A 21,764-nucleotide genomic window follows, 5' to 3' on the forward strand; every position below is an offset into this window, starting at 1 on the left:
GTACGTGGCGCAGGGCGGTGACTGGGGTGCGGTGCTGGTCAGCCCGGGGGCGGGAGGGCGCGGAGCCGGTCCAGAGCTTCGGTGATCACGTTGGTCCAGGGCCAGTGCTTCGCGAGGCGGAGGTAGCGGCGACGGCCGGTGGTGACGCACTGGCCGCGGTGGAGAACAGGCGGAGCCTCAGGCGGCGGGGCTCCCAGAAGCCGGGCCTTGCCGGTCAGGGCGAGCAGGGCTGGCAGCCTGGCTACATGGAGCAGGCGGGCCATCCCCCAGCGCGCACGCCGCTACCCGGTGCCGCCGCGATCGGACGAGGACGGATATCACGGTGGTCCACGGCGTCGGCGGTGTGTCGCGGCCGGCGGTATGGCGCCCGCGGCTCCGCGAAGGGAAGCCCCGGGTGCCGGACCGTTCGGTCAGGGCTGGTTCACGAGGCAGTCCTGGACTCCGCAGGGAAGAAAGTGATCAAGGTCGCGGTGTCCTCCGGGTCCACCACTCGGACTGCTGCCTCAGCGACGTCCGGCGTCGAGACGTCGACCGCCTTGGGGTGCGGGACCATATGGCGGAGGACGACCGGGTAACGCGGTGACTGACCGCCGACGGCGACGACCACCACGTCGTCCTTCGGATCATAGGTGAGGTAGGAGAACGGCAGCCGCTCCGCTTCGTGCTGGTCTCCGAGTGAGGGATCCACCACTTCAATGGTGACCAGTTCACCGCTGTGTGCAGCGGTGACGTCGTCGAGCATGGACTGCCATCCCGCGCGGTCGGACGTCGAGGTATCGGCCATTGTGTGTTCCTCCCTTTGTGTACCTTGGATAGCTCCTGTCATCAATCGTCCCCGATGCTGTCCCACGCGGCCACCGTCCGTTCCGAGTGCTCTGCCGGTGCGGCGGCGTCTGCTTCCCTCGGGGCGAGGAGCCGTTCGACGGACAAAGTCCGTCCTGCTTTCCGATCATCGAGGGGACACTGGTACAACTCGGCTCCGGGCCGATCGGCCAGAGGCGTCAGTGGTCCCGGCTTGAGCTCACCATGAAGAGTGCTCCGTCAGGATCGCGCAGTGCCGCCTCGTGTTCGCACTCCGCAAGGACGTCGCCGCCGTGCTCTCGTGCGGCTCGGGCACACCCCGACACGTCTGCCACCACGAAGTGGACCTGCCAGTGAGGCCGGACCGAGCGGTCGGGCGCTGTATCCACCGCACCGGATTCGATGCGCGCCACGACGGAACCCTGGGTGCGCAGCACCACCTCTTCCCCTTCGTACTCCACTTCGCAGCAGCCAGAGCGATCCCAGCCGAGGACCTCGCCGTAGAAGATCGCCGCATCGAGAGCGTCGCGGGTGTGGAGGGTGACGAACACCGGTGCAGCCTGCCGCCACGCCTCCCAGGCGACGAGCCTGCCCTGCCATATCCCGAAGATGGCCCCGTCGCGGTCGGCGAGCAGCGCCGCCCTGCCGGGCGCAAAGGAGAGCGGCCCCACAGCCACGGTCCCACCACGCTCCCGGACGCGAGCGACCGTCTCGTCCGCGTCTTCGACAGCGAAGTACGGCGTCCAGGCCACCGGCATATGCCAGACAGTGGCCATCCCCGCGACCCCCGCGACGGGTATCCCGTTCGCCAGCGCGGTCAGAAAACGGTCACCCAGTCTGGCAGGGCGCCATCGCCAGCCCAGTACGGCACTGTAGAAACGCTGCGTCGCGTCGAGATCGCGGCTGGTCAAGCTCACCCAGCACGGTGCGCCGAACACGGAACCCGTGTACACGACGTCCGTTCCCGTGGAAGAGCGTGTCGTGCCATGTTCCATGGCCATCGCACCCCGGTTTCCATGCAGGCAGCGAGCGATCGCACTCAAGTGTCCGGCCAGAGTTCTGGTCCCGCACATCCTCTGTCCTCCCGCTCGGCCAGGCCCGGTGCACGGTCGAGGGCATCAGCCGCAGCAGGTTCGCGATGCGGGCCGGTCCCCAGCGGCGCAGGAGCAGCCGCCCGCTCGTCCGCGGCGTCTCAGCCCGCCGGGTCGATTCCGACCGGGCGATTTGGCCACCGTGCACCGATGCGGATCGCATACCGCCCGCGCAGCATGACATTCGTCAAGCGCCGAGTTGACGCTGCGTACCCACCGGATGCCGGCTCCGGTGAGTAGGTCCGCAACCGCGGACGGGTGAAACGGGCCTGGCAGAAACTCCCGTCCGGACATAGCGCGAAGGGGAACCGCTACTACGACTGGGCGGGCATCGACCCTTCCGGCCCCGGCCCGGACCACCACGAGTTGCTGATCCGCCGCAACCGCGCCGCCGGCGAACTCGCCTACACCGCTGCTTCTCACCCTGGCTGGTGCCGCTGACCGAGCTGGTACGGGTCGCCGGATCCAGATGACGGGTGGAGGAAACCTTCCAGAGTGAGAAGGGGCTGGCCAGGCTGGATGAGCACCAAGTCCGCCGCTACCCCTCCTGGACCCGCTGGGTCACCCTCGCCATGCTCGCCCACGCCTTCATCGCCGTTGTCCGTGCCAACGAAGCGCCATCCGTCCCGGACCTGCCGGCTGCAGACCGAGCGTCTGGGGTCGATTCAACAAGTCAGGAGCACGGCGAAGGCCCTGATTGAGGTGTGACCACCGGCTGTCCCGACACCAATCGACGGCGCCGGCGAGAGGACCCGGCCGATGGTGGTCTTCGGATTCGATGCACACAAGCGCAATCACACTGCGGCTGCCGTGGATGACCGCGGCCGCAAGCCAGGCGAACGCACCACGCGGACCACCAGCGGTGATCACCTGCGCCTGCTGACCTGGGCGAGGCAATGGGGCGGCGACCGGCTTTGGGTCATCGAGGACTGCAGGCAATATGGATGGCACGGTTGCGCGACTGGACCGGTACTTGTTGGAGCGATGCCGCCACCTCACCCTCGAGATCCGCTCCCTGGAAGAAGAGGGTGCCCACCGTCTCGTCCCACCCCCGACGCCTTCCGGTCTGAGCCTGCTCTGCTGGATTTCGGCCAGAGCCGGAAAGGGCGTAAGGAGTCCGCGGGCCGTGCAGCTAACCACCGTGGGCGCTGAACGGCCGCCGTCGCGGCGCCCCGAGCCGCAGCACGCGGTGCCGGCGGGACACGGCAAGGTCGATGGAGCGCCAGTCCATGCGTTTCGGCCCCATGTATTCGGACGGCGGAATCAGCAGGAGGGCAACACGGCATGGCACACCAGAGAGTAATACTGGCAGGCGGGTGCTTCTGGGGCATGCAGGAGCTGTTTCGGGCCCTGGACGGCGTGGTCTCGACCCGTGTCGGCTATACGGGGGGCGAGACGGCGAACCCCACCTACCGCAACCACGGCAGCCATGCGGAGGCCATCGAGATCACCTACGATCCGGCGCGGACGGACTACCGGGCCCTGCTCGAGTTCTTCTTCCAGATACATGACCCCACGACGCTGAACCGGCAGGGCAACGACGTCGGCTCGAGTTACCGGTCGGCCATCTTCTATCTCGATGATGAGCAGCGGCGCGACGCGGAGGCCACCATCGCCGAGGTGGACGCATCCGGGCTGTGGCCGCGGAAGGTCGTCACGGAGGTGACGCCCGCCGGTGCCTTCTGGGAGGCCGAGCCAGAGCATCAGGACTACCTGCAGCGCTATCCGTACGGGTACACCTGCCACCGCATCCGCCCGGAATGGCGGCTGCCCAAGGTCTCCTGAAGCCATGGCATGACGTGGATGCCTGGGCCTTGCATCGCCTCGAGCGCCGGCAGGGCTTCGCCGCGGCCCAGTTGCCCACCCGTGAGGAACAATGCCGGCAGGCAGCGGAGGTGCCGGGTTCGCGCAGAAGCTCGGGCGCGTCCCGGGAGGTGGTGCAGCGGCTCCCACCTGATCCGCCTGGACTTCGACCACCCGCCCAGTGGAGCACCCCGAGCCGGTCTGAGCGCGAGTGCTGATCGTCCGTACCTCAGTGATGTCTCCATGCCCGCACGGCTCTGATCGAGCCGGTCTGCACGGCTTGGAGAGCCGGACGAACCGGACCGGGAACGGTGACCCGGGTTCACGAGCTGTGGGAAGTCGACAACGCGATCTTCTGTGTCAACTGGCGAGGCGGCGCCGAGGAACCCTTGTGTGCGTCACAGGCGAGTGCGTCGCGGTCTTCGTGTCGTACTGGACTTATCCGTCCACCCCGGTCGGCAGAGGCGGCCCGGCTGTGACGCCCCGGAGGACGCCTTCGATTGCATATTCTGTGCCCACATGCGGCCCGAGCCAACGGCCGAGAACGGCGGCCCCCTCCACAAAAAGCAGGTTTACTCCACGCAAGATAGGACCTTTTGGTCCTTTAAATTGGTCGATCTGCTGTACGTTCGGGGAGAGCGATCCCCTCCCGGCAGCCAAGCAGTCAAGTCTCAAAAGGATCTCCAGGGCGGTAGGCACTATGCATGCAGGTGTCCAGTTCTCAGTGCTCGGGCCGGTCCGGCTCCACCGGCAGGGAAGTGAGGCCGGAGCCGGCCAGCCGAGGCAGTGCGCGGTGCTCGCTTCGCTGTTGCTCAGGGCGGGCAGGCCCGTAAGTCTCTCGAAACTGGTGGATGACGTGTGGGGCGACGAGGCCCCACCGTCGGCCGTGGGCTCCGTGCGCACGTACGTTTACAGGCTCAGGCAGGCACTGCGGGAGCAGAGTGACAGCTCCGTGAGCCTGGTCGACGGGGGCTACCTGCTGCGCATTCAACCGGACGCTCTGGACCTGAACAGGTTCAAGGAGACGACGGCAAGGGCGAAGGAGGCGCGTAGCACCGGCGACCTGGAGTCTGCGGCCGGCCTGCTGACCCAGGGCCTCGAAATGTGGAGGGGGACGGCCCTCGCTGGGGTCCCTGGGCCGTTCGCGGACCAGCAGCGCAGCGTCCTCGGCGAGATGCGCCTCGCGTGTGTGGAGGAGCAGCTCGCCTGCGAAGTGGAGAGAGGGCACTACGCCGAGGCCGCCGCGGAGCTGTCGGCGCTGCTTGTCGAGCACCCGCTTCGAGAGCGCGTATGCGGTCTCCTCATGACCGCGCTCTACGGCGCCGGCCGGCAGTCCGAGGCCCTGACGATCTACCACACGACCAGTCACCTGCTGCGTCAACGCCTCGGCGTCAGCCCGTCGCCGGAACTGCAGCAAGTCCACGAGCGCATCCTCTCCGGGCGATTCCAGCTCCCGCAAAGCGCCGATCGCCCGAAGGGCGCGCCCGCGACACACCCGCCGCACGTACCGGCCCAGCTCCCGGCCGCCCTGCCGAGCCTCGTCGGCCGTGAGAGAGAGCAGGAGCAGGTCGAGCGCTTGGCCGCCGATGCAGAGGCGTCGTCCTCCGTGGCCATCTGCACAGTCGGTGGACTGGCCGGAGTGGGCAAGACGGCTTTCGCCATCACTGTCGCGCACCGTCTGGCCGACCGCTTCCCGGACGGCCAGCTCTTTGCAGACCTGCAGGGAGCAGGACCGGAGGCCGAGCCGCGGGACCCCGCGCAGGTGCTCGAGGACTTCCTGCGGTCATTGGGGGTCCGTGTCGAGGACATGCCGCAGACCGCGCAGGCACGGGGGCTCATGTTCCGCGGCTTGCTCGCCGGCCGCCGAGTGCTCGTCCTGCTCGACAACGCGTGGAACACGGACCAGATAAAGCACCTCCTCCCCGGAGGCCCCGGCTCCATGGTCCTTGTCACCAGCCGCATGCAGATGCACGCACTCGTCGCTGCCTACCAGGCACTTCCCCTGACACTCATGCCCCTGAGCCAGACGGACGCACGCAGCCTCCTCGCGCGCCGACTCGGCGCAGCCAGGACAGCAGCTGAACCAGAGGCCGTTGATCGCATCATCCGGCTGGCCGGGCAGCTCCCCTTGGCCCTGGCCAATGTCGCCGCCCGCGCCGCGTATCGACCCCAGTTGCGTCTGGCGAGCCTCGCGGACGAGTACGAGGCACCGGGGCACGGCACCCTGGACGCCTTCGGGAGCGACGAGGACCAGACGCTCGACGTCCGCGAGTCCATTACCCGCTCGTACCGCCTGCTGGACACCGAAGCAGCCGCGCTCTTCCGCGACCTGAGCGCCCTCCCAGAGCCCATGTTCGCGGCATCGCAGGTCGCGGACCTGGCCGGACGGCCCGAACGCCGGGTCCGCCAGGCCTTGTCGCGCCTCACCCGAGCGAACCTCGTCGCGGAGATCGGCCCGGGTCGGTACAGCTGGAACCGGCTTGTGGCCGCCTACGCAGTGGAGCAGGCGGGGCAGAGGTTCCTCGACCAGGGCGAGCGGGCCCATTCCTGGGTCGAGCAGGGGCCAGGATCCATGTCGTTGTCACAAGCATCCTGCGGAGACGCCGCCACGGCCGGGAGTCGGGACCGTGCAACTCCGGAAGGAGGGCATGCCCAACCGGGCGGCACGGTACTCCGACAGAGAATTGACCGAAGAGTATGAGCGCTGCCACCTTTCGGCGGTTCGACTGCGGGGGGACTGGGGCGGGCCTGTGCGCCGCGGGCGCGCAAGCTGCCGGCCGATCTGCGGGTGGAGGCGGTCGAGCGGCGGACAGAGTTGGCCGGCCGCCCGGCAGGCAGCGTACGGAGAGCAGGGTCTCGCGCTCAGCGGGGCACTGCCGCGATGAAATCAGGCCGTGCCGCTCCTTGTCACGCGGCTCCTGCACGGGCCGTTTTTTCGTGCAGTAATGCGCAGTGGGTGGAAGCGGTAGGCAGGGCAAATGCATGGAGTTTCGTCGGATCACATGGCCACTGCGATTCACTCCGTAGAGACCTTATAGAGCTGTTGTAGACACTGCTATGGCAGGGTCAAATGGAACACAGAAAAAGTGTTCACCGTTCAATGGAGAAGGATCGTGGCCATGGACTTCGAAGGCAAGAAGCTCGTAGTGATCGGCGGAACCAGCGGCATGGGCCTCAAGGCCGCCGAAGATGTGATCGCGCAGGGAGGCAGCGCGGTGATCGTCGGCCGCCCGGGTCGGAAACTCGACGAGGCCGTGGCGAGCCTGTCGCGCTCGGGCAGCGCGTGGTCGGTCGCGGCCGACCTGGCGAACTGGAACCAGGTCATCGAGGCGCAGAAGCAGCTGGCGGAGGACCACCCCGACGCCACTCTCCTCGTCAACTCGGCAGGGTTCTTCAAGCCGAAGCCCTTCCTCGACTACGACGTCGCGGACTACGACGCATATCACGACCTCAACAGGGCGACTTTCTTCCTGACTCAGACCATCGTCCGGGGCATGGTCGCCGGGGGGCAGGGCGGCGCCATTGTGAACGTCGGCAGCATGTGGGCGCACCAGGCCCTCGCCGTGACACCGTCGTCGGCCTACTCGATGGCCAAGGCGGGACTGCACGCCCTCACGCACAACCTGGCCATCGAGCTCGCCGGCGAGGGCATCCGTGTGAACGCCGTGGCTCCGGCCGTCACCAGGACGCCCCTGTTCGAGAAGGTCTTCCCGGCAGACCAGCTGGATGCCGCGATGGAGCAGCTGAGCGGGCTGCATCCCCTCGGTCGGGTCGGCACCCCGCAGGACGTGGCCTCCGCGATCGTCTTCCTCCTCTCGCCGGCCTCGAGCTGGACGACGGGCGCCATCCTCAACGTCGACGGCGGGGTCATGGCGGGCCGCAACTAGACGCAGCTCGCGACGGGTACTGACGCATACGACTGTCCGGAGGAATACCGGGCCGGGGCTGGTCCAAGCTCCCGATTCGTGACGCCTACGACGACCTGGCTGCCGAGGCAGCGACGATCACCCATTACTGCCCGGTGGTGGGCCGGTTCGTTCAGGAGATTCCCGGATCGGAGCAGCTGATCGATCTCGGCCACTGCGGCAACGTGGGCCGTCCGGGATTGAGGAGAGTGCGGCGAGGCGGCCTCGCGCCCCAGAGGCCTCTTCGCTCCTGCTCATCCGGGGTCGACGGCCGGCCGCCCGGGTGACTATGCCGAATAGACGCCTGGTCGACATCGGGCCGCTTTACTGGAATCGTCCCGCCGAGCCTTCGCCAAGGCGACAGTACCGAGAGGTCGCGGGAATCCGATGGCATGGAGGCCGTAATGACTTCACCCGACGATGTCCCGCCCTACGAGGACCTGGCCGACTCGAACCCCCTGCGTTCGCAGGAGGAGTACGACGAGGACGAACTGGGAGAGGACGTCCTGGACCGGGGTTACTCACCCGCCGATACACCCCTCGCCGTGAATGACTGGGGCGTCACCGGGAGGGAGGGCGCCTCCCACGAGGACCTCGCGCATCGGCTCAGGCGCGAGGTGCCGGAAGTCGCTCCACCGGACGAGGGCGACGGGCTGGGTGACACGATCGGCACGGACGGAGAGCTCATCGACGACCAGGTCGGCGACGAGCGCGCCGGACGCCTCCTCAGCTGGGACACGGACGTTCTCGCCGCGGGCTACGACGGCGACGACTACTGGGCACGGGACGTGGGCATCGACAACGGTGCCGCTTCCGCCGAGGAGGCGGCTGTCCATGTGGTGCCTGACAGTGGAGAGGACTCCTGAGCGCGCCGCCCCCCGGCCGGGCCAGGGCGCACGGGTGATCCCAAGCTGCCTGACCCCACGGGGCGATGATCTTGTGACGACTGTTCCTCCGTAGCGGGTCCGACAGGCTGTCTGCCGGACCGCCCGGGACAGGCGCCTCCACGGAAGACCTGCCGGCGCCGGGACGAACAGCGCCGCGGGCTGATGCGGGGGCGACTACGTCGGCTCGGGCAGCGCTGACCAAAGCGCCTGGCAGTCGCCCGACGTGACGGACGAGAAGGACCGCGCTCCCAGGACTCACGTTTCGGAGGCGCCGGAGGTAAGAAATGGCTCATCCCGGGCGCCCACCTTCGAACGGGCCCGCTGGGGCCACCCAGGACTCACAGGGACGGTGACCATGGCGTTCATCTCGCGCGGCTTCCACGGTCGAAGGCCATCGGCGGGCACGAAGCTGCCGCCTGGGCAGTACGAGACGACCGGGTTCCCGGTACTGTCCGCCGGGCCCACCCCTCGCATCCGGCAGGAGGACTGGAAGCTGTCCGTGACCACGGAAGCCGGGAATCGGCACGTGTGGGACTGGGCAGGCCTGATGGCACTCCCGGCGGAGTCTTTGACGGTCGACCTGCACTGTGTGACGAAGTGGTCGAAGTTCAGCACCGAATGGCAAGGCGTGTCCCTGGACGTTCTACTCGCGGACGTGGAGACGGCCGCGGAGCACGTTCTTGTCACCTCGTACGGGGGCTACACCACGAACATCCCTCTCGCCGACCTGCTCGACGGCAAAGCGTGGATCGTCTACGGCTACGGCGGCAGCGACCTGGCACCCGAACACGGTGGCCCCGCACGGCTGCTGGTCCCGCATCTGTACCTGTGGAAGTCCGCGAAGTGGGTGCGCGAGATCGAGTTGAGGCAGAGCGACGTGCCCGGCTTCTGGGAGAGCGCCGGCTACCACAACTACGGAGACCCGTGGCGAGAACAGCGGTACCAGGGAGACTAGGGTCCCGGTCGATGGGCCATACGGTGGCGACGCGGACCGGTGCTGCCCGGCCTGCCGTGCCCCGGTCGAGTTCCTGCGCGTCACCACCACCGCCTGTCTGACCGCGGAGAGCCGACGGGCTATTGCCGTCGGTTTCTGCTCAGCGATTCCGCGGCAGTGACCAGGGAGGCACCCAGCAGCACCACGTCCTTGATCAGAAATTGGCCGGCCGGCGAGAGCTTCGGCTCTCGGCCCCGCTGGTGCCACGCCTCCGGAGTGCTGATCAGGAAACTGAGCGTGACGGTGAACATGCCGGCAGCGAGCAGGCTACCGGCTGCCGAGACCCTGGGCGCCCACCGTCCGGTGGAGATCATCCCGGCGATCGTGATCTCTGTGATCCCGATGGCTCTGGCCAGTCTCGTCTCTCCGAGCCCTCTCAGCGGCCGTCGCAGCAGCGGGCTCGAGACGACCACAGGACGGATGTTCTCCACCTCGTAATCCTCGAACTTGAGCCGTCCGATGCTGGCCAGGTTGAGCACGAGTCCGAATCGGCTCGCCGTGATCCCTCCCGAGTGCAACCTGTCGATAACGGTGTGCGCGGCCATGGCATTCTCCTGTCGTCGCACAGGGGCTGCCGCGACGGCCGGTGCGTGGGGGCAGGTACGCTTCCCGGCGCAACCGCAGGCCAGAGGCGGACTCTGCCCGAGTGACTCGGCCGAGCGGGAGGGACGTTTGTCTCGGCGCTCCTCCCATCATGTCAAGCGCCTGCGCCGCAGGCATCCCAGGGGCCGGCCGGTGCAGATACCGCACGTCACCGGCTCCGCCCGACAGGAACAAGAGGACGCAACGCGGTCCCGGCACGGCGCCGGGGCGAGAACGGTGGCCAAGATGCCCTGCAAGCGTGTGAACGCGACACTGAAAGAGTGAGTGACAGCGGGAATTCCTCTCACGCTGGGCGCAGTTCACTCGCATGCCTGTTCGTCACCGGCCACCGCGGAGGAGTGCCGGCGGTTCGGGTCTCGGCCCGGCGGACGAAGGCTCTGGCACACGACCTGCAGAGGGTCGGGCACGCGCAGCCCTCACGCGGCTCCGGCCCAGCCGAGGTCCATGACGGCGCCACGGTGGCGCGCCGGACAGAGCCCATGGCCCTCTGAGAGAGGATGCTCATGGAGGACGAGACACCGGCTCAGAAGGCAGCCCGCCTGGGGTGCGCCACGCTCGTCGACGCCATGAACCGGGTCCATGGCCACCGAGCGCACATACCCGCCATGGCGAGCCCGGACCCTCTCCGCTATCTCTTCGGGCCTGCAGCCACCATCTGCTTTCTCCCTTACCGCGACGACCTGGTCGTGGAGAGCCAGGACTTCCGGTACTACTTCTACAAAGCACTGGGGAACCCGCCCGAGGCGGGCCAGGTGCTCGTGATCTCCAGCGGAGGCCACCCCGACGCGTCCCACGGCGGGGGCACAAAGCTTGCCAGGGCGGACGGCACCGGGCTGGCCGGCGTCCTCGCAGACGGCCGGCTGCGTGATTTCGGCCAGCTGCGTGGCTACAGTTTCGCAACCTGGTGCAGGGGGGAGGCGGTCCGATGGGGCGGCGACACGGTGATGCCGTACGCCTGCGCTGTGGCTGTTGAGGTTGCCGGTGTGTGCGTGAAGCCCGGTGACTACATCTACATGGACAGCGCCGGCGGCGTCGTGATTCCCCCCGCCAGCCTGCGGCGGGTGCTTGCCATCGCCGAGGACATCTCAGCCGAGGAAGCAGAGGCCGCGCAGGGCATGAGGGGTGAACAGGCGCAGCCAGGTGAGTAGCGGCGCCGGTCCGCGGGAGTCGCGGCTGCTGAGGCTCGTTCCTGCCGCGGTTCGCCGTACATCGCGCCCCAGACAGGCTCGCACCCCCGGCCCCGCACCTCTGCAACACGGTAAGAGTTGGGGCGATGCACGACGCAAAGAAGACAGAACGGACACTCCAGCACCGTGTGGGAGGTAGGCATGCCGGAGTACAGCAAGAGCCCACAGCGCATCTCAGAGCTCACCGACCAGCAGTACCGTGTGACCCAGCGAGACGAAACGGAGCCCTCGTTCTCCAACGCCTACTGGGACAACAAGGCACCCGGCATTTATGTGGACATCGTGTCCGGGGAGCCTCTCTTCGCCTCGGTCGACAAGTACGACAGCAGGACCGGCTGGCCCAGCTTCACGAAGCCCCTGGAGTCCGGCCACGTCGTCGAGAGGCCGGATAGCAGCCACGGCATGCTCCGTGTCGAAGTACGGTCGGCTCAAGGGGACAGTCACCTCGGGCACCTGTTCCCGGACGGGCCCAGCGACCGTGGAGGACTGCGGTACTGCATCAACTCCGCCTCGCTGCGCTTCGTCCCCCTGGAGGATCTGGAGCAGGAAGGCTACGGCCAGTACCTGAGCGTCTTCGAGACGACCGAAGCAACGGAACCGTCGGGCCAGAGGGAAGGACCCGCACAGTGACCAGGGACATCGACAACCTGCACCCTGAAGACGGCGCCATCGTGCCGCCTGAGCAGATCCCCACCGCCGTCACCGCAGGCCGCCTGGCCTACGGCGATGGCACGACCCAGACGTTCAAGCCCGACGGGAGCACCTCCTACTTCGAGGCCGGACGCCAGACGGAGGGCACCTGGTCCGTCGACGAGGATGGACGCTTCTGCTCCTTCTGGCCGCCGTCCTACCAAGCGTCCTACGACCTGCGCTGGGTGGTGGAAGGGGGAGCAGTCGTCGGCCTTCGGTTCTCCGACCTGAGGAGCGACACCTGCTTCGACGGCCGTTTCCAGTAGCCCCAGGTTCCGATCGACGCGCCGAACCCGAGCAGTGGTGGCCCACCAGCTCTCAGCGGCCCCGCCCGCCGGTCGTGGCGGGCACCACCGTGCGAGGACGTGTCATCCGCAGGGAGGCCGTGGGGGCTCAGTCGGAGCCGACGCGGACCGACAGTACGGTGATGCCGCTCATGTCCAGCCAGACCGTCTCCGGTGCGCGCACCAGACGTAGCATGACGTGGCCACACTGCTGGCAGCGGGCTACCAGTCCCGGTGACTGGCGGTACACGTGCAGGAGTGCGACGGGCCCGGTGTTGCTGCAGTGCGCGCACTGGCTGGTCGCTGCTGTCAGGTCGACCGCGAAGAGTTCGGCCAGAGGGCCGGCCAGCGCATTGCCGTCGATGTAGCCGCCCTCCGCCTCGCGTGGGGTACCGGCGTCTGCCGGTGTGCCTGCCGTCATCTCAGTCCTCTCCTCAGCCGAAGCGCTCCGTGCGGACTCGCTGGGGGTCGTGTCCGAGGAGCACCAGGTAGGCAGCAGCCTTCTCGACGAATGCCGTGGGGCCGCAGACGTAGCAGGTGGGCGCGAAATCCGGTGGCCATCCGTGGCGTACCAGGTCGTCGGGTGTGATGCGGCCCGGGGGACGCGCGGACTGCTCTGGCGCTTCCCGGGTGTAGATGTGTGTGACGTCGACCCCGGGTGTTCCTTGGCGGATTTCTTGTCCGTACAAGAGATCGGCCGGTGATCGCAGAGAATACAGCGCCCGGAAGGGAACCCGGCTGCCGGCCGCACGCCGCGAGCGGATCATGCACATCAGCGGCACCAGCCCGGACCCTCCGGCCACGAGCAGGACCGGTTCCTGCTGCTCCGGCTGCCAGACGAACCAGCCTCCGACCGGTCCCCGCAGTTCCAGCTGGTCGCCGGGCATGAGCTCGTCGACCAGGTAGGGCGAGACCTCGCCATCGAGGACGCGCTGCACTGTCAGTTCCAGGCGTGTTCCGTCCGGGGCCGAAGCGATCGAGTAACTGCGCTGTGTGCTGTAGCCGTCTTCCGCGGTCAGCCGGACGTCCACATGCTGGCCTGCCAGATGGCCGGGCCATTCCGGCACCTCCAGCACCAGAGTGACGGCCGTCGCGGACTCGGCGCGGCGTTCTGTCACCTCGGCGACCCTCCATCGGAGCCGGTCGCCTAGTCTCCCCGATACCGCTGTTCTTGCCACGGGTCTCCGTAATCGTGGTAGCCGGCGCTCTCCCAGAACCCCGGGGTGTCGTTCTCCCGCAACTCCAGTGCGTGCACCCACTTCGCGGACTTCCAGAGGTAGAGGTGCGGGACGAGGAGTCGGGCGGGACCGCCGTGCTCGGCGGAGAGCGGCCGGCCGTCGTAGCCGTACGCGATCCAGGCCTTGCCGTCCAGAAGATCCTCCAGCGGGAGGTTCGTGGTGTAGCCCCCGTAGGAGGAGGCGAGGACGTACTCGGCAGCCGTCTCGACATCGGCGAGCAGGACGTCCAAAGACACCCCCTGCCACTGGGTGCCGAACTTCGACCACTTGGTCACGCAGTGGAGGTCTACCGTCGGGGTTTCCGACGGCAGCTCCATGAGGGCGGCCCAGTCCCAGCTGTGCCGCTTGCCGGTCTCCGTGGTGACGGACAGCTCCCACTTCTCTGAGCTGATCCACGGTGTGGGCCCGGCCGAGAGGACCGGAAAGTCCGTGGTCTCGTACTGCCCGGGTGGCAGCTTCCTGCCTGGGGGTGGTCGTCGGCCGTGGAAACCGCCCGAGATGATCGCCATGCGGGCCGTCCAATCGGATCGTCGTAAGCAGGGCTAGCGCCCTTAAAAAATATCAGCGACGGGGACCATCCGCCTCTTGTCTTCCTTCTCTCCCAAAGCCCTCACCGGCGCCTTCGGCCTTCGACACGACATCGGTCCGACAGGCGGCGCTCAGGGGCCCGTCTGGCCGTTCGGCGCGAAGTGGTCGGGTTTTTTGCTCAGAAAATGGTAAGCACGTGTGGGCAGATGCGCGCTTACGGTCGAGTCGTGACATATCTGATGGAGACCGCGAAGATGAGCACTGACCAGCTTGCGCTACTGGAGCCGCTGGGGCTCCCCGAGATATCCGACGCAGCGATAGCGGTGATCGACGAGCAGGGGACGGTGGTCGCGTGGACCCGAGCCGCTCAGCACCTTGTCGGGTACCGCGCTCAGGACGTGGTCGGACGATCCGCCACACTCGTGCTGCCGTCGTCCCAGGAGGCGCTGGGGGTATCAGCGTTCGCCGGGCAGTGCCGTGCCCAGGGTGGCTGGTCCGGCACCGCGGCGGTCCGCCACCGCGACGGCCACACGCTCAACCTGAGCGTGCGCCTCTCGCTGCTGTGGGGACAGGACGCGGCGCACCGGTGGCTGGTATCCCTGACCGCCGCAGGCGCGCTCTCCCCTGGAACGGTGAACGGATCGGTGCGGGAGTCGCTGTTTGCCCGCGCGCCGGTCGGCATCGCCATTCGTGACCGGCAGCTGCGCTGCACGTGGATGAACGACCCGATGGAGCAGCACGGCGTTTCCCGTGACCGGAGGTTCGGACGCCGCCTGAAGGATGAACTGCCCGGCTTCGAGGCCGAGGCGCTCGAAGCGGTGATGCGGCAGGTGCTGGCGAGCGGCACTTCCGCGGTCCACGAGTACCGGGCATGGCCGCCGGAAGATCCGCGCCGGGAGCACGCATTCTCGGCCTCGTTCTTCTGCCTCCAGGATGCGGACGGCCAGGCCCTGGGAGTCTGCTCCTTGACCGTGGATGTGACCAGCAACCAGCGGGTGCGCGAGCGCCTCGCGATCCTCAGCCAGGCCAGCACAAGCATCGGGAGCACCCTGGATGTCATGCAGACCGCACAGGAACTGGCCACTCTCGCCGTGCCCCTGTTGGCCGACTACGCCACCGTCGACCTGGCGGAGCCGGTTTCACTCGGCAGAGAAACCTCCGGTCGAATCGACACGATGTACGACCACTCCCGCGTGTTTCGACGTGCGGGTTTGGCCTCGGTCCACCCAGGGGTCCCGGAGTCGGCGTTTGCGCGAGGGGAGGCAGTTTCCGTGCCCCCGAACTCGCCACTCGCCAACGCACTGCGCACGGGAAAGTCCCACCTGGAACCGGTACTGGACGCCACCCCTGGGACATGGGTCGACCATGACCCGGCACGGGCGCCGAAGATCCGTGAGAACGGGATTCACAGCGTGATGATCGTGCCCATCCGTGCCCGGCACTCCGTGTTGGGCGTGGCCGTGTTCGCACGCAGCGAGGACCCGACGCCATTCCAGCAGGACGACCTGCTCCTGGCCGAGGAACTGGTCACCCGGGCCGCGCTGTCCTTGGACAACGCCCGCCAGTACACGCGCGAACGCAGCGTGGCCCTCGCCCTCCAGCGCAACCTGCTCCCGCACCGTTTGAGGGGCGGCGTGGCCGTCGAGGCGGCCGGGTGCTACCTGCCGGCCGACACGGACGCCGGTGTCGGAGGCGACTGGTTCGACGTGATCCCTCTGCCTTGTGCCCGGGTGGCCTTCGTCGTCGGTGATGTGGTCGGACACGGCATCAACGCCGCGGTCACCATGGGCAGGCTGCGCACCGCCGTCCGCACGCTCGCGGACCTGGACCTGCCTCCCGACGAACTGCTGAGCCACCTCGATGACAGCGTCCGGCGGCTGACCTGCGAAGATGACGACGCTCCGGATCAGAACCCCGCGATCATGGGCGCGACCTGTGTATACGCCGTCTACGACCCGGTCACCCAGCAGTGCACCATGGCACGGGCAGGCCATCCCCCGCCCGCGATAGTCGACGCACAGGGCCAGGTCACCTTCCCCGACCTGCCCACCGGGGCCCCACTCGGCCTGGGTCTCGGGCTGGTCCCCTTCGAGGCGGTGGAGGTGGAACTGCCCGAAGGAAGCCTGCTCGCCTTCTACACCGACGGTCTGGTCGAATCCCGTGACGACGACATCGAGGTCGGCATGCACCGCCTCGGCTCCGCCCTGGCACAGCCCGAACAGCCCTTGGAAGAGCTGTGCTCCTCAGTGGTGGAAACCGTGTCGACTCAGGCGGGATCCGACGACGTCGCTTTGCTCCTTGCCCGGATCCACACGCTCAAGCCGGACCACACTACCTCCTGGGACCTGCCGGCCGAGCCGGCCGTCGTCGGCGCCGCCCGGCACCTGGCCGCCCGCCAACTCAGCGAATGGGGACTGGAGCATCAAGTGCCCACCACGGAGCTGATCGTCAGCGAACTGGTCACCAACGCCATCCACCACGGCGCCGGCCCCATCCGACTACGGCTCATCAAGCACCAAGTCCTGACCTGCGAAGTCTTTGACAGCGGAGACTGCTACCCGCGCCTGCGTCACGCCCGCATCATCGACGAAGACGGCAGGGGACTGTTCCTGATCGCCCAGTTGTCCAATAGGTGGGGCTTCCGCTCCGCAACGGGCGGCAAGCTCGTCTGGGCCGACCAAGAGCTCCCGTCCACGCTGTAAAGCGGGGATCGGGTCCGAGCCGGGGCACGCCGATGCCTTCCACTACGGTCACACCAGAGGCCGCGGCGCCACCGAGATCGTATGGCGGATCGCCCGGACGGCAGCCCTGGTTCTACGCTCAATTTGTTTACGAAGAACGCTCACGAAGAGGTGTTCCGGTCCGCTTCGGAGGCATTCTTTTGACCGGTATCATCGAGATATGCGACCCGTCGAGCGCTGCTCACATCAGAGGTGGCGCTCCCATCCTTGAAGGATGAAATCATGGCGTACGATATCGAGAAGTCAAACGCCGAGTGGCGCGCCGAGCTCAGTCCGGAGGAATACAGGGTGCTGCGCTGCGCCGAGGACGAAGCGGCGTTCACGGGAGAGTACACCGACGCCAAAGAGGAGGGCGTTTACTCTTGCAGGGCCTGCGGCGCCGATCTGTTCACCTCTGAGGAAAAATTCGACTCCCGCTGTGGCTGGCCCGCGTTCTACGACGCCAAGGACCTCGACTCGGTAGAAGTGCAGCAGGGCGAGTCCCCCTATCCCGTGGTCCGGTGCGCTCGTTGCGGGTCGTACCTTGGGGAATTGTTCGAGGGTGAGGGATTTGCGACACCGACGGACAAGCGATACTGCATCAACAGCCTATCCCTGCGGCTGAAGCCCGGTGATTCCGAATAATCCGAGCTGCGGGATGAGGAACGCCTGGACGAGGCCCGGCAGGGCGGGGGGCCCGGGCAACAGCCCAGAGCGAGCGCTGGGGCATTGGCGGACCAGGCCATGGCCCGTTTGACGCTTGAAAAAGGCTGCGTGACGGCCCAGGAGGGCGGAGCACGCAGGCGTGGCAAGGAAGGTTCACGACCGATGGGAATAATCACCGAGGACATGAGGCAGATTGTCACCAGCGCCAAGCTGGCGTTTGTCGCGACGGTCTGTGAGGACGGCTCACCGAACCTCTCCCCGAAGGGATCGGTGCGCGTCTACGACGACGATCACCTGGTATTCATGAATATGGCCTCGCCCAATACGGTGGAGAACCTGCGGAACAATCCGCGGGTTGAGGTCAACGTGATCGACTTCCTGCTCCGGCGGGGGTATCGCTTCAAGGGAACAGCCGAGATCCGCGGAAAGGGCGACCCGGTGTACGACTGGTCCCGCCAGTGGGTGCTGGACACCCACGGCGATCCTGTCTACCCGTGCCACGAGGCCGTACTGATCAGGGTGGACCGTGCGCTGCGGGTGGACTCTCCCGCGTACACGTTCGGGCACGCGAACGAGGATGACCTGAAACATGAGTGGGCCGCCAACTACGGTGTGGCATACCTTTGATGCGACATCGGACCACTGGTCCCGCAGGGCCGGTTGCAGACCGTGATCTGCGCCGGCCGGCCGCTGCAGTACGAGCGGACCGGAGTGCTTGCCGGTGAACCCGGTGTCCCGGACGACGTATCCGCCGGGCGAGCCGGCCCGGTGTGACCCGTGGTTCTCCGAGGCGGACATCACGCAGGGATCTGGCGTCGAACACACCCCCCAACTACTTCAACGTTTTCGCCGGCACCGACATCGAATGGCCGGTCGCCCCCCGCACACCGACGCCTGACGGGCGCGCCCTGGCCTGGTGGGGGAGCCCACGCCAGGCCCGACGGGCAGCATCACGACCGCCTCGGCGGTCGTCAGGCACTCCCAGGAATGCGAGGAAGAACATGAGCCAATCGCACGAAACCCCGACGGGAGTGTCTTACGACGTGGTCGTGCTGGGCGCGGGCCCGGCCGGTGCGAACGTCGCCGGCCGGGCCCGCGCCGCCGGCCTCTCCGTAGCGGTCGTGGAACGGGAACTGGTGGGTGGTGACTGCGCGTACTGGGCGTGCGTGCCCAGTAAGGCGCTGCTGCGGCCGGTCATCGCGCTGGCCGACGCGCGGCGTGTGGACGGTGCCCGGCAGGCTGTCACCGGCCGGGCCGACGCCGATGGCGTCTTCGCCCGTCGCAACCGCTCTGTTCACGACTGGGACGACACCAGACAAGCCCTGTTCCTCAAGTCCATCGGTGCCGACCTCTTCCGTGGCCACGGCCGTCTCGACGGGCCTCGACGCGTCAGCGTCACCCGTGACGACGGCGCCCGGCACACCCTCACGGCCCGGCACGCGGTGGCCATCGCCACCGGCAGTCGACCGGCGTTGCCCGACATCCCGGGCATCGCCGAGGCCCGTCCCTGGACGAACCGGCAGAGCACCGAATCCAGCACCGTGCCCCTTCGCCTCGCCATCATCGGCGGTGGCGGAGTCGGCATTGAGATGGCCACCCTTTGGCAGGGTCTCGGCTCCCAGGTCACGCTGCTCGCCCGGCGTCGCCTGATCCCCCGCATGGAGCCCTTCGCCGGCGAACTGGTGGCTCAGGGACTGAGAGAGTCGGGCGCGGATGTCCGGGTGGGCGTGCAGGTGACCGCCCTGCGCCGCCCGGACCCGCAGGGGCCGGTCACTCTCACCCTCGACGACGGCAGCGAGCTGGAGGCCGACGAGGTCTTGTGCGCCACCGGCCGCACCCCCGTCACCGACGACATCGGCCTGGACACGGTCGGTCTCGCCCCCGGCTCCTGGCTGGATGTGGACACCACCTGCCTGGTACAGGGGGTCGACGGCGACTGGCTGTACGCCCTCGGCGACGTCAACCATCGTGCCTTGCTCACCCATCAGGGCAAATACCAAGGACGGACCGCAGGCGACGCCATCGGCGCCCGCGCCGCCGGCCGTCCGCTCGACGACACGCCCTGGGGCGACCACGCCACCACCGCCGACCAGTTGGCCGTACCCCAGGTGTTCTTCAGTGATCCGGAGGCGGCCGCGGTGGGTCTGAGCGCCGAGCAGGCGGAACGCTCCGGGTACCGCATCAAGACCGTCGACCTCGACTTCAACGTTGTCCAGGGCGCCAAGCTCTACGCCGACGGCTACCAGGGCCACGCCAGGCTGGTCGTCGACCTCGACCGCGAAGTCCTCCTCGGAGCGACCTTCGTCGGCCCAGGCATCAGCGAGCTCCTGCACTCGGCAACCATCGCGGTCGCCGGCGAGGTCCCGCTCAAACGGCTCAGGCACGCGATCGCCTCCTTCCCCACCGTCAGCGAGATCTGGCTCTTCCTCCTCGCCGCCTACCAGCACGATCAGGAGGCGTCGTAGGGTGCACCAGCGTCATGAGCCGGACCGTCACCCCTCTGAGAGCCATCCCGGCCGTAGGGGGATCCACGCGCTACGACGAATTGACACTGCTACTCGCCCCGCACCGCCCGACACCGTCCGATCTCTCGGGCCGCAAGCATGGACCGGCCGTTGACATCATGGGCTTGGTGATCGCGGTGGTACTCGCCGCCTCCGTTGTACTGGGCGATAAGCGACCGGATGTCGAAGATGCTGACCGGCACCTCCACGCCCCCGGTGGCGCGGAGCACTACCGGCGGGGAGCTGACGTTGGGGGCGTTGCAGGCGCGGCTGGAGGAGGGGGCTGGAGGAGGGGGAGCGGCGGGGGATCCTGGCCGAGACCGCGCAGGGGCTGTTCATACCGCCACGGCCGTAGCCCCCTCCGGCGGGCCGCAACCAGCCTGCTCAGCCCGACCGAAAGGCTGAACCGGGCATCACCTCTCAGGTGCCTCCCTCCGGGGCGCTCGATCGCACCGAGGAGCGCTCACGTCGTTCCGCCGGCCCGCCGAAAAAACCTGTTGCGAGTGACCCGCATCGGATGTCTGATTGATCGTCCACCGATCAGGGGAGGGAATATGAGGACGTCGCTGCCCACCCCCTTGTTGCACACCGCTCGTCTTCGACTGCGTGCCTTCGAAGACGCGGATGCGAACGACCTCTTCGCACTGCACAGCAGCGCCTACGTGTTGCGCTACTGGGACGCGCCACCGTGGAGCGAACGTGCGCGCGCCGGGAAGTTCATCACGGCTTGCCGGCAGATGGCACAGGAGGGCACCGGGGCGCGGCTGGCCGTAGATCGTGTCTCCGACGGGGCGTTCATCGGCTGGTGCTGCCTGAACAGGTGGAATCCGGACTACCGCAGTGCCTCGCTCGGCTACTGCTTCGATGATGCGGCGTGGGGCCACGGCTACGCGACCGAGGCCGCGCGCGCTCTGCTGCGGTGGGCATTCGACACGCTGGACCTAAATCGCGTCCAAGCTGAGACCGATACGCGCAACGTGGCATCTGCCCGCGTGCTCGAGAAGCTCGGTTTCGTGCGTGAAGGGACGTTGCGGGAAGACTGCGTCGTCAACGGCGAGGTCTCCGACTCGTGGGTCTACGGGCTGATCAGGCGGGATTGGCAGCCGTCGTCCGAATCGGTTCCCGCCCACTGAATCCCGTCGCTCGGCACCCGGGCATCGGCTACCCCCAGCAACTGATCACTGCACCTCATCCACGCACAACAGCGAACCATAAAGGGTTGGATACCGCCCTCTGAGGGTGGGGAGAAGTTCTTCGACGCACGTTGAATTCACCGGGCGGAGCACTCCAGGCAGCGGCGTCTCGTGTGAAGGGCTTCGTCGAGGTCACCGCCTTGCAGGCGGGCGGTGCCGACGACGGCCAGCCGCATGCCGTGGCATCGGGTGTACTGGTGGGCGGGCAGGACTGCCAGGCCGTTCCAGCGCGCGGCCACTGTGGCTTGTTCAGACCGCGGACACTTGCACGGCGTCCGCGACGATCCGGGCATGACCGAGACCGAGGAAATCGACCCAGTGCGGCATGTCGTCGCCCCGGTGGCCGGTGCGGAGAGGTTCGCTGGCCGCGCCAGGCGGCCTGCTCGTCACCCAGGCCCTCGACATGGCCCAGGGGGCGCATGTCCGTACAGGCCGTGCGAGTCCGCCTCGGCACGGGGCTTTGCCAAGCTGATCGAAGCCCGCGCCCCATGCCCGCCTGCCGCCAACTACCGATCTCTCGGTGGGTGCTGAGCAGGGGGACGATGGCGTCCCAGCTTTGGTTGTGCACCTCGCGGATCGTGCGGGCTGAGTGTCGTCATCGGGCCGGCACCGTCCCCGCAGTGCCGCACCTGCACAGCACACGGGTGTCGTCTCCAGGCGTGCCGGGGTG

General features: G+C 67.8%; 19 protein-coding genes and 2 pseudogenes. 14 read left to right on the forward strand and 7 right to left on the reverse strand.

What is annotated here, in order from left to right:
* Positions 1–38 precede the first annotated feature (38 nt).
* From ACLU3S_RS15515 to ACLU3S_RS15525, 3 genes and pseudogenes are all read right to left on the reverse strand, one after another.
* A pseudogene (locus ACLU3S_RS15515) lies at positions 39–227 on the reverse strand (transposase); the annotation flags it as partial.
* A 194-nt stretch (positions 228–421) separates the two neighbouring features.
* The gene (locus tag ACLU3S_RS15520) at positions 422–784 is read right to left on the reverse strand and encodes a DUF5335 family protein (protein WP_413952423.1); all 363 of its coding nucleotides are present in this window, start codon (positions 782–784) and stop codon (positions 422–424) included.
* Between the two features lie 217 nt (positions 785–1,001).
* Positions 1,002–1,796 carry a VOC family protein gene (locus ACLU3S_RS15525; RefSeq protein ID WP_413952442.1) on the reverse strand — a complete coding sequence of 265 codons (795 nt, stop codon included), beginning with the start codon at positions 1,794–1,796 and terminating at the stop codon, positions 1,002–1,004.
* A 357-nt stretch (positions 1,797–2,153) separates the two neighbouring features.
* On the opposite strand from ACLU3S_RS15525, the pseudogene ACLU3S_RS15530 reads away from it, so the two are divergent.
* From ACLU3S_RS15530 to ACLU3S_RS15555, 6 genes and pseudogenes are all read left to right on the forward strand, one after another.
* Positions 2,154–2,521: pseudogene (locus ACLU3S_RS15530) on the forward strand (IS701 family transposase); the annotation flags it as partial.
* Between the two features lie 655 nt (positions 2,522–3,176).
* Entirely contained in the window at positions 3,177–3,677 is a 501-nt protein-coding gene (gene msrA, locus ACLU3S_RS15535; protein WP_413952424.1) for a peptide-methionine (S)-S-oxide reductase MsrA, read from the forward strand.
* 718 nt (positions 3,678–4,395) lie between these two features.
* Positions 4,396–6,396, forward strand: a complete 2,001-nt coding sequence (locus ACLU3S_RS15540; RefSeq protein WP_413952425.1) for a BTAD domain-containing putative transcriptional regulator — start codon at positions 4,396–4,398, stop codon at positions 6,394–6,396.
* A gap of 412 nt (positions 6,397–6,808) precedes the next feature.
* Entirely contained in the window at positions 6,809–7,582 is a 774-nt protein-coding gene (locus tag ACLU3S_RS15545; protein ID WP_413952426.1) for an SDR family NAD(P)-dependent oxidoreductase, read from the forward strand.
* Positions 7,583–8,004: 422 nt separating this feature from the next.
* Entirely contained in the window at positions 8,005–8,466 is a 462-nt protein-coding gene (locus ACLU3S_RS15550) for a DUF5709 domain-containing protein (protein ID WP_413952427.1), read from the forward strand.
* Between the two features lie 376 nt (positions 8,467–8,842).
* Complete coding sequence (locus ACLU3S_RS15555) at positions 8,843–9,442, forward strand: molybdopterin-dependent oxidoreductase (RefSeq protein WP_413952428.1); 600 nt, start codon at positions 8,843–8,845, stop codon at positions 9,440–9,442.
* A 119-nt stretch (positions 9,443–9,561) separates the two neighbouring features.
* On the opposite strand, the gene ACLU3S_RS15560 is transcribed toward ACLU3S_RS15555, so the two are convergent.
* Complete coding sequence (locus ACLU3S_RS15560) at positions 9,562–10,026, reverse strand: YkgB family protein (RefSeq protein WP_413952429.1); 465 nt, start codon at positions 10,024–10,026, stop codon at positions 9,562–9,564.
* A 561-nt stretch (positions 10,027–10,587) separates the two neighbouring features.
* Between ACLU3S_RS15560 and ACLU3S_RS15565 the strand changes: the two genes are divergently transcribed.
* The 3 genes from ACLU3S_RS15565 (at position 10,588) to ACLU3S_RS15575 (ending at position 12,227) form a co-directional block, all read left to right on the forward strand.
* On the forward strand, positions 10,588–11,232 hold the full coding sequence (locus ACLU3S_RS15565; RefSeq protein ID WP_413952430.1) for an RraA family protein: 645 nt from the start codon (positions 10,588–10,590) through the stop codon (positions 11,230–11,232).
* A 180-nt stretch (positions 11,233–11,412) separates the two neighbouring features.
* Positions 11,413–11,901 carry a peptide-methionine (R)-S-oxide reductase MsrB gene (gene msrB, locus ACLU3S_RS15570; protein ID WP_413952431.1) on the forward strand — a complete coding sequence of 163 codons (489 nt, stop codon included), beginning with the start codon at positions 11,413–11,415 and terminating at the stop codon, positions 11,899–11,901.
* Positions 11,898–12,227: a hypothetical protein gene (locus ACLU3S_RS15575; RefSeq protein WP_413952432.1), complete on the forward strand. Its 330-nt coding sequence runs from the start codon at positions 11,898–11,900 to the stop codon at positions 12,225–12,227. Before msrB (ACLU3S_RS15570) ends, ACLU3S_RS15575 begins: the two co-directional genes overlap by 4 nt.
* A gap of 127 nt (positions 12,228–12,354) precedes the next feature.
* Here the strand turns inward: ACLU3S_RS15575 and ACLU3S_RS15580 are convergent, their stop codons facing one another.
* From ACLU3S_RS15580 to ACLU3S_RS15590, 3 genes are read right to left on the reverse strand one after another with little or no spacing between them, the layout of a single operon-like run.
* Entirely contained in the window at positions 12,355–12,666 is a 312-nt protein-coding gene (locus ACLU3S_RS15580; protein WP_413952433.1) for a DUF6510 family protein, read from the reverse strand.
* Positions 12,667–12,679: 13 nt separating this feature from the next.
* Positions 12,680–13,423, reverse strand: a complete 744-nt coding sequence (locus ACLU3S_RS15585; protein WP_413952434.1) for a ferredoxin reductase — start codon at positions 13,421–13,423, stop codon at positions 12,680–12,682.
* The gene (locus tag ACLU3S_RS15590) at positions 13,393–13,992 is read right to left on the reverse strand and encodes a sulfite oxidase-like oxidoreductase (RefSeq protein ID WP_413952435.1); all 600 of its coding nucleotides are present in this window, start codon (positions 13,990–13,992) and stop codon (positions 13,393–13,395) included. Before ACLU3S_RS15590 ends, ACLU3S_RS15585 begins: the two co-directional genes overlap by 31 nt.
* A 273-nt stretch (positions 13,993–14,265) precedes the next feature.
* On the opposite strand from ACLU3S_RS15590, the gene ACLU3S_RS15595 reads away from it, so the two are divergent.
* From ACLU3S_RS15595 to ACLU3S_RS15615, 5 genes are all read left to right on the forward strand, one after another.
* Positions 14,266–16,713 carry a SpoIIE family protein phosphatase gene (locus ACLU3S_RS15595; RefSeq protein ID WP_413952443.1) on the forward strand — a complete coding sequence of 816 codons (2,448 nt, stop codon included), beginning with the start codon at positions 14,266–14,268 and terminating at the stop codon, positions 16,711–16,713.
* A gap of 261 nt (positions 16,714–16,974) precedes the next feature.
* Positions 16,975–17,376 (forward strand): peptide-methionine (R)-S-oxide reductase MsrB, encoded by a 402-nt coding sequence (gene msrB / locus ACLU3S_RS15600; RefSeq protein WP_413952436.1) that lies wholly within the window; start codon positions 16,975–16,977, stop codon positions 17,374–17,376.
* A gap of 99 nt (positions 17,377–17,475) precedes the next feature.
* On the forward strand, positions 17,476–18,024 hold the full coding sequence (locus tag ACLU3S_RS15605) for a pyridoxamine 5'-phosphate oxidase family protein (RefSeq protein ID WP_413952437.1): 549 nt from the start codon (positions 17,476–17,478) through the stop codon (positions 18,022–18,024).
* 374 nt (positions 18,025–18,398) lie between these two features.
* Positions 18,399–19,862 (forward strand): dihydrolipoyl dehydrogenase family protein, encoded by a 1,464-nt coding sequence (locus ACLU3S_RS15610; protein WP_413952438.1) that lies wholly within the window; start codon positions 18,399–18,401, stop codon positions 19,860–19,862.
* Positions 19,863–20,455: 593 nt separating this feature from the next.
* Positions 20,456–21,034 (forward strand): GNAT family N-acetyltransferase, encoded by a 579-nt coding sequence (locus ACLU3S_RS15615; RefSeq protein ID WP_413952439.1) that lies wholly within the window; start codon positions 20,456–20,458, stop codon positions 21,032–21,034.
* Positions 21,035–21,764: the final 730 nt, after the last annotated feature.

This window comes from Streptomyces sp. AF1A (assembly GCF_047340315.1).
In the GTDB taxonomy this organism is placed as follows: Bacteria; Actinomycetota; Actinomycetes; order Streptomycetales; family Streptomycetaceae; genus Streptomyces.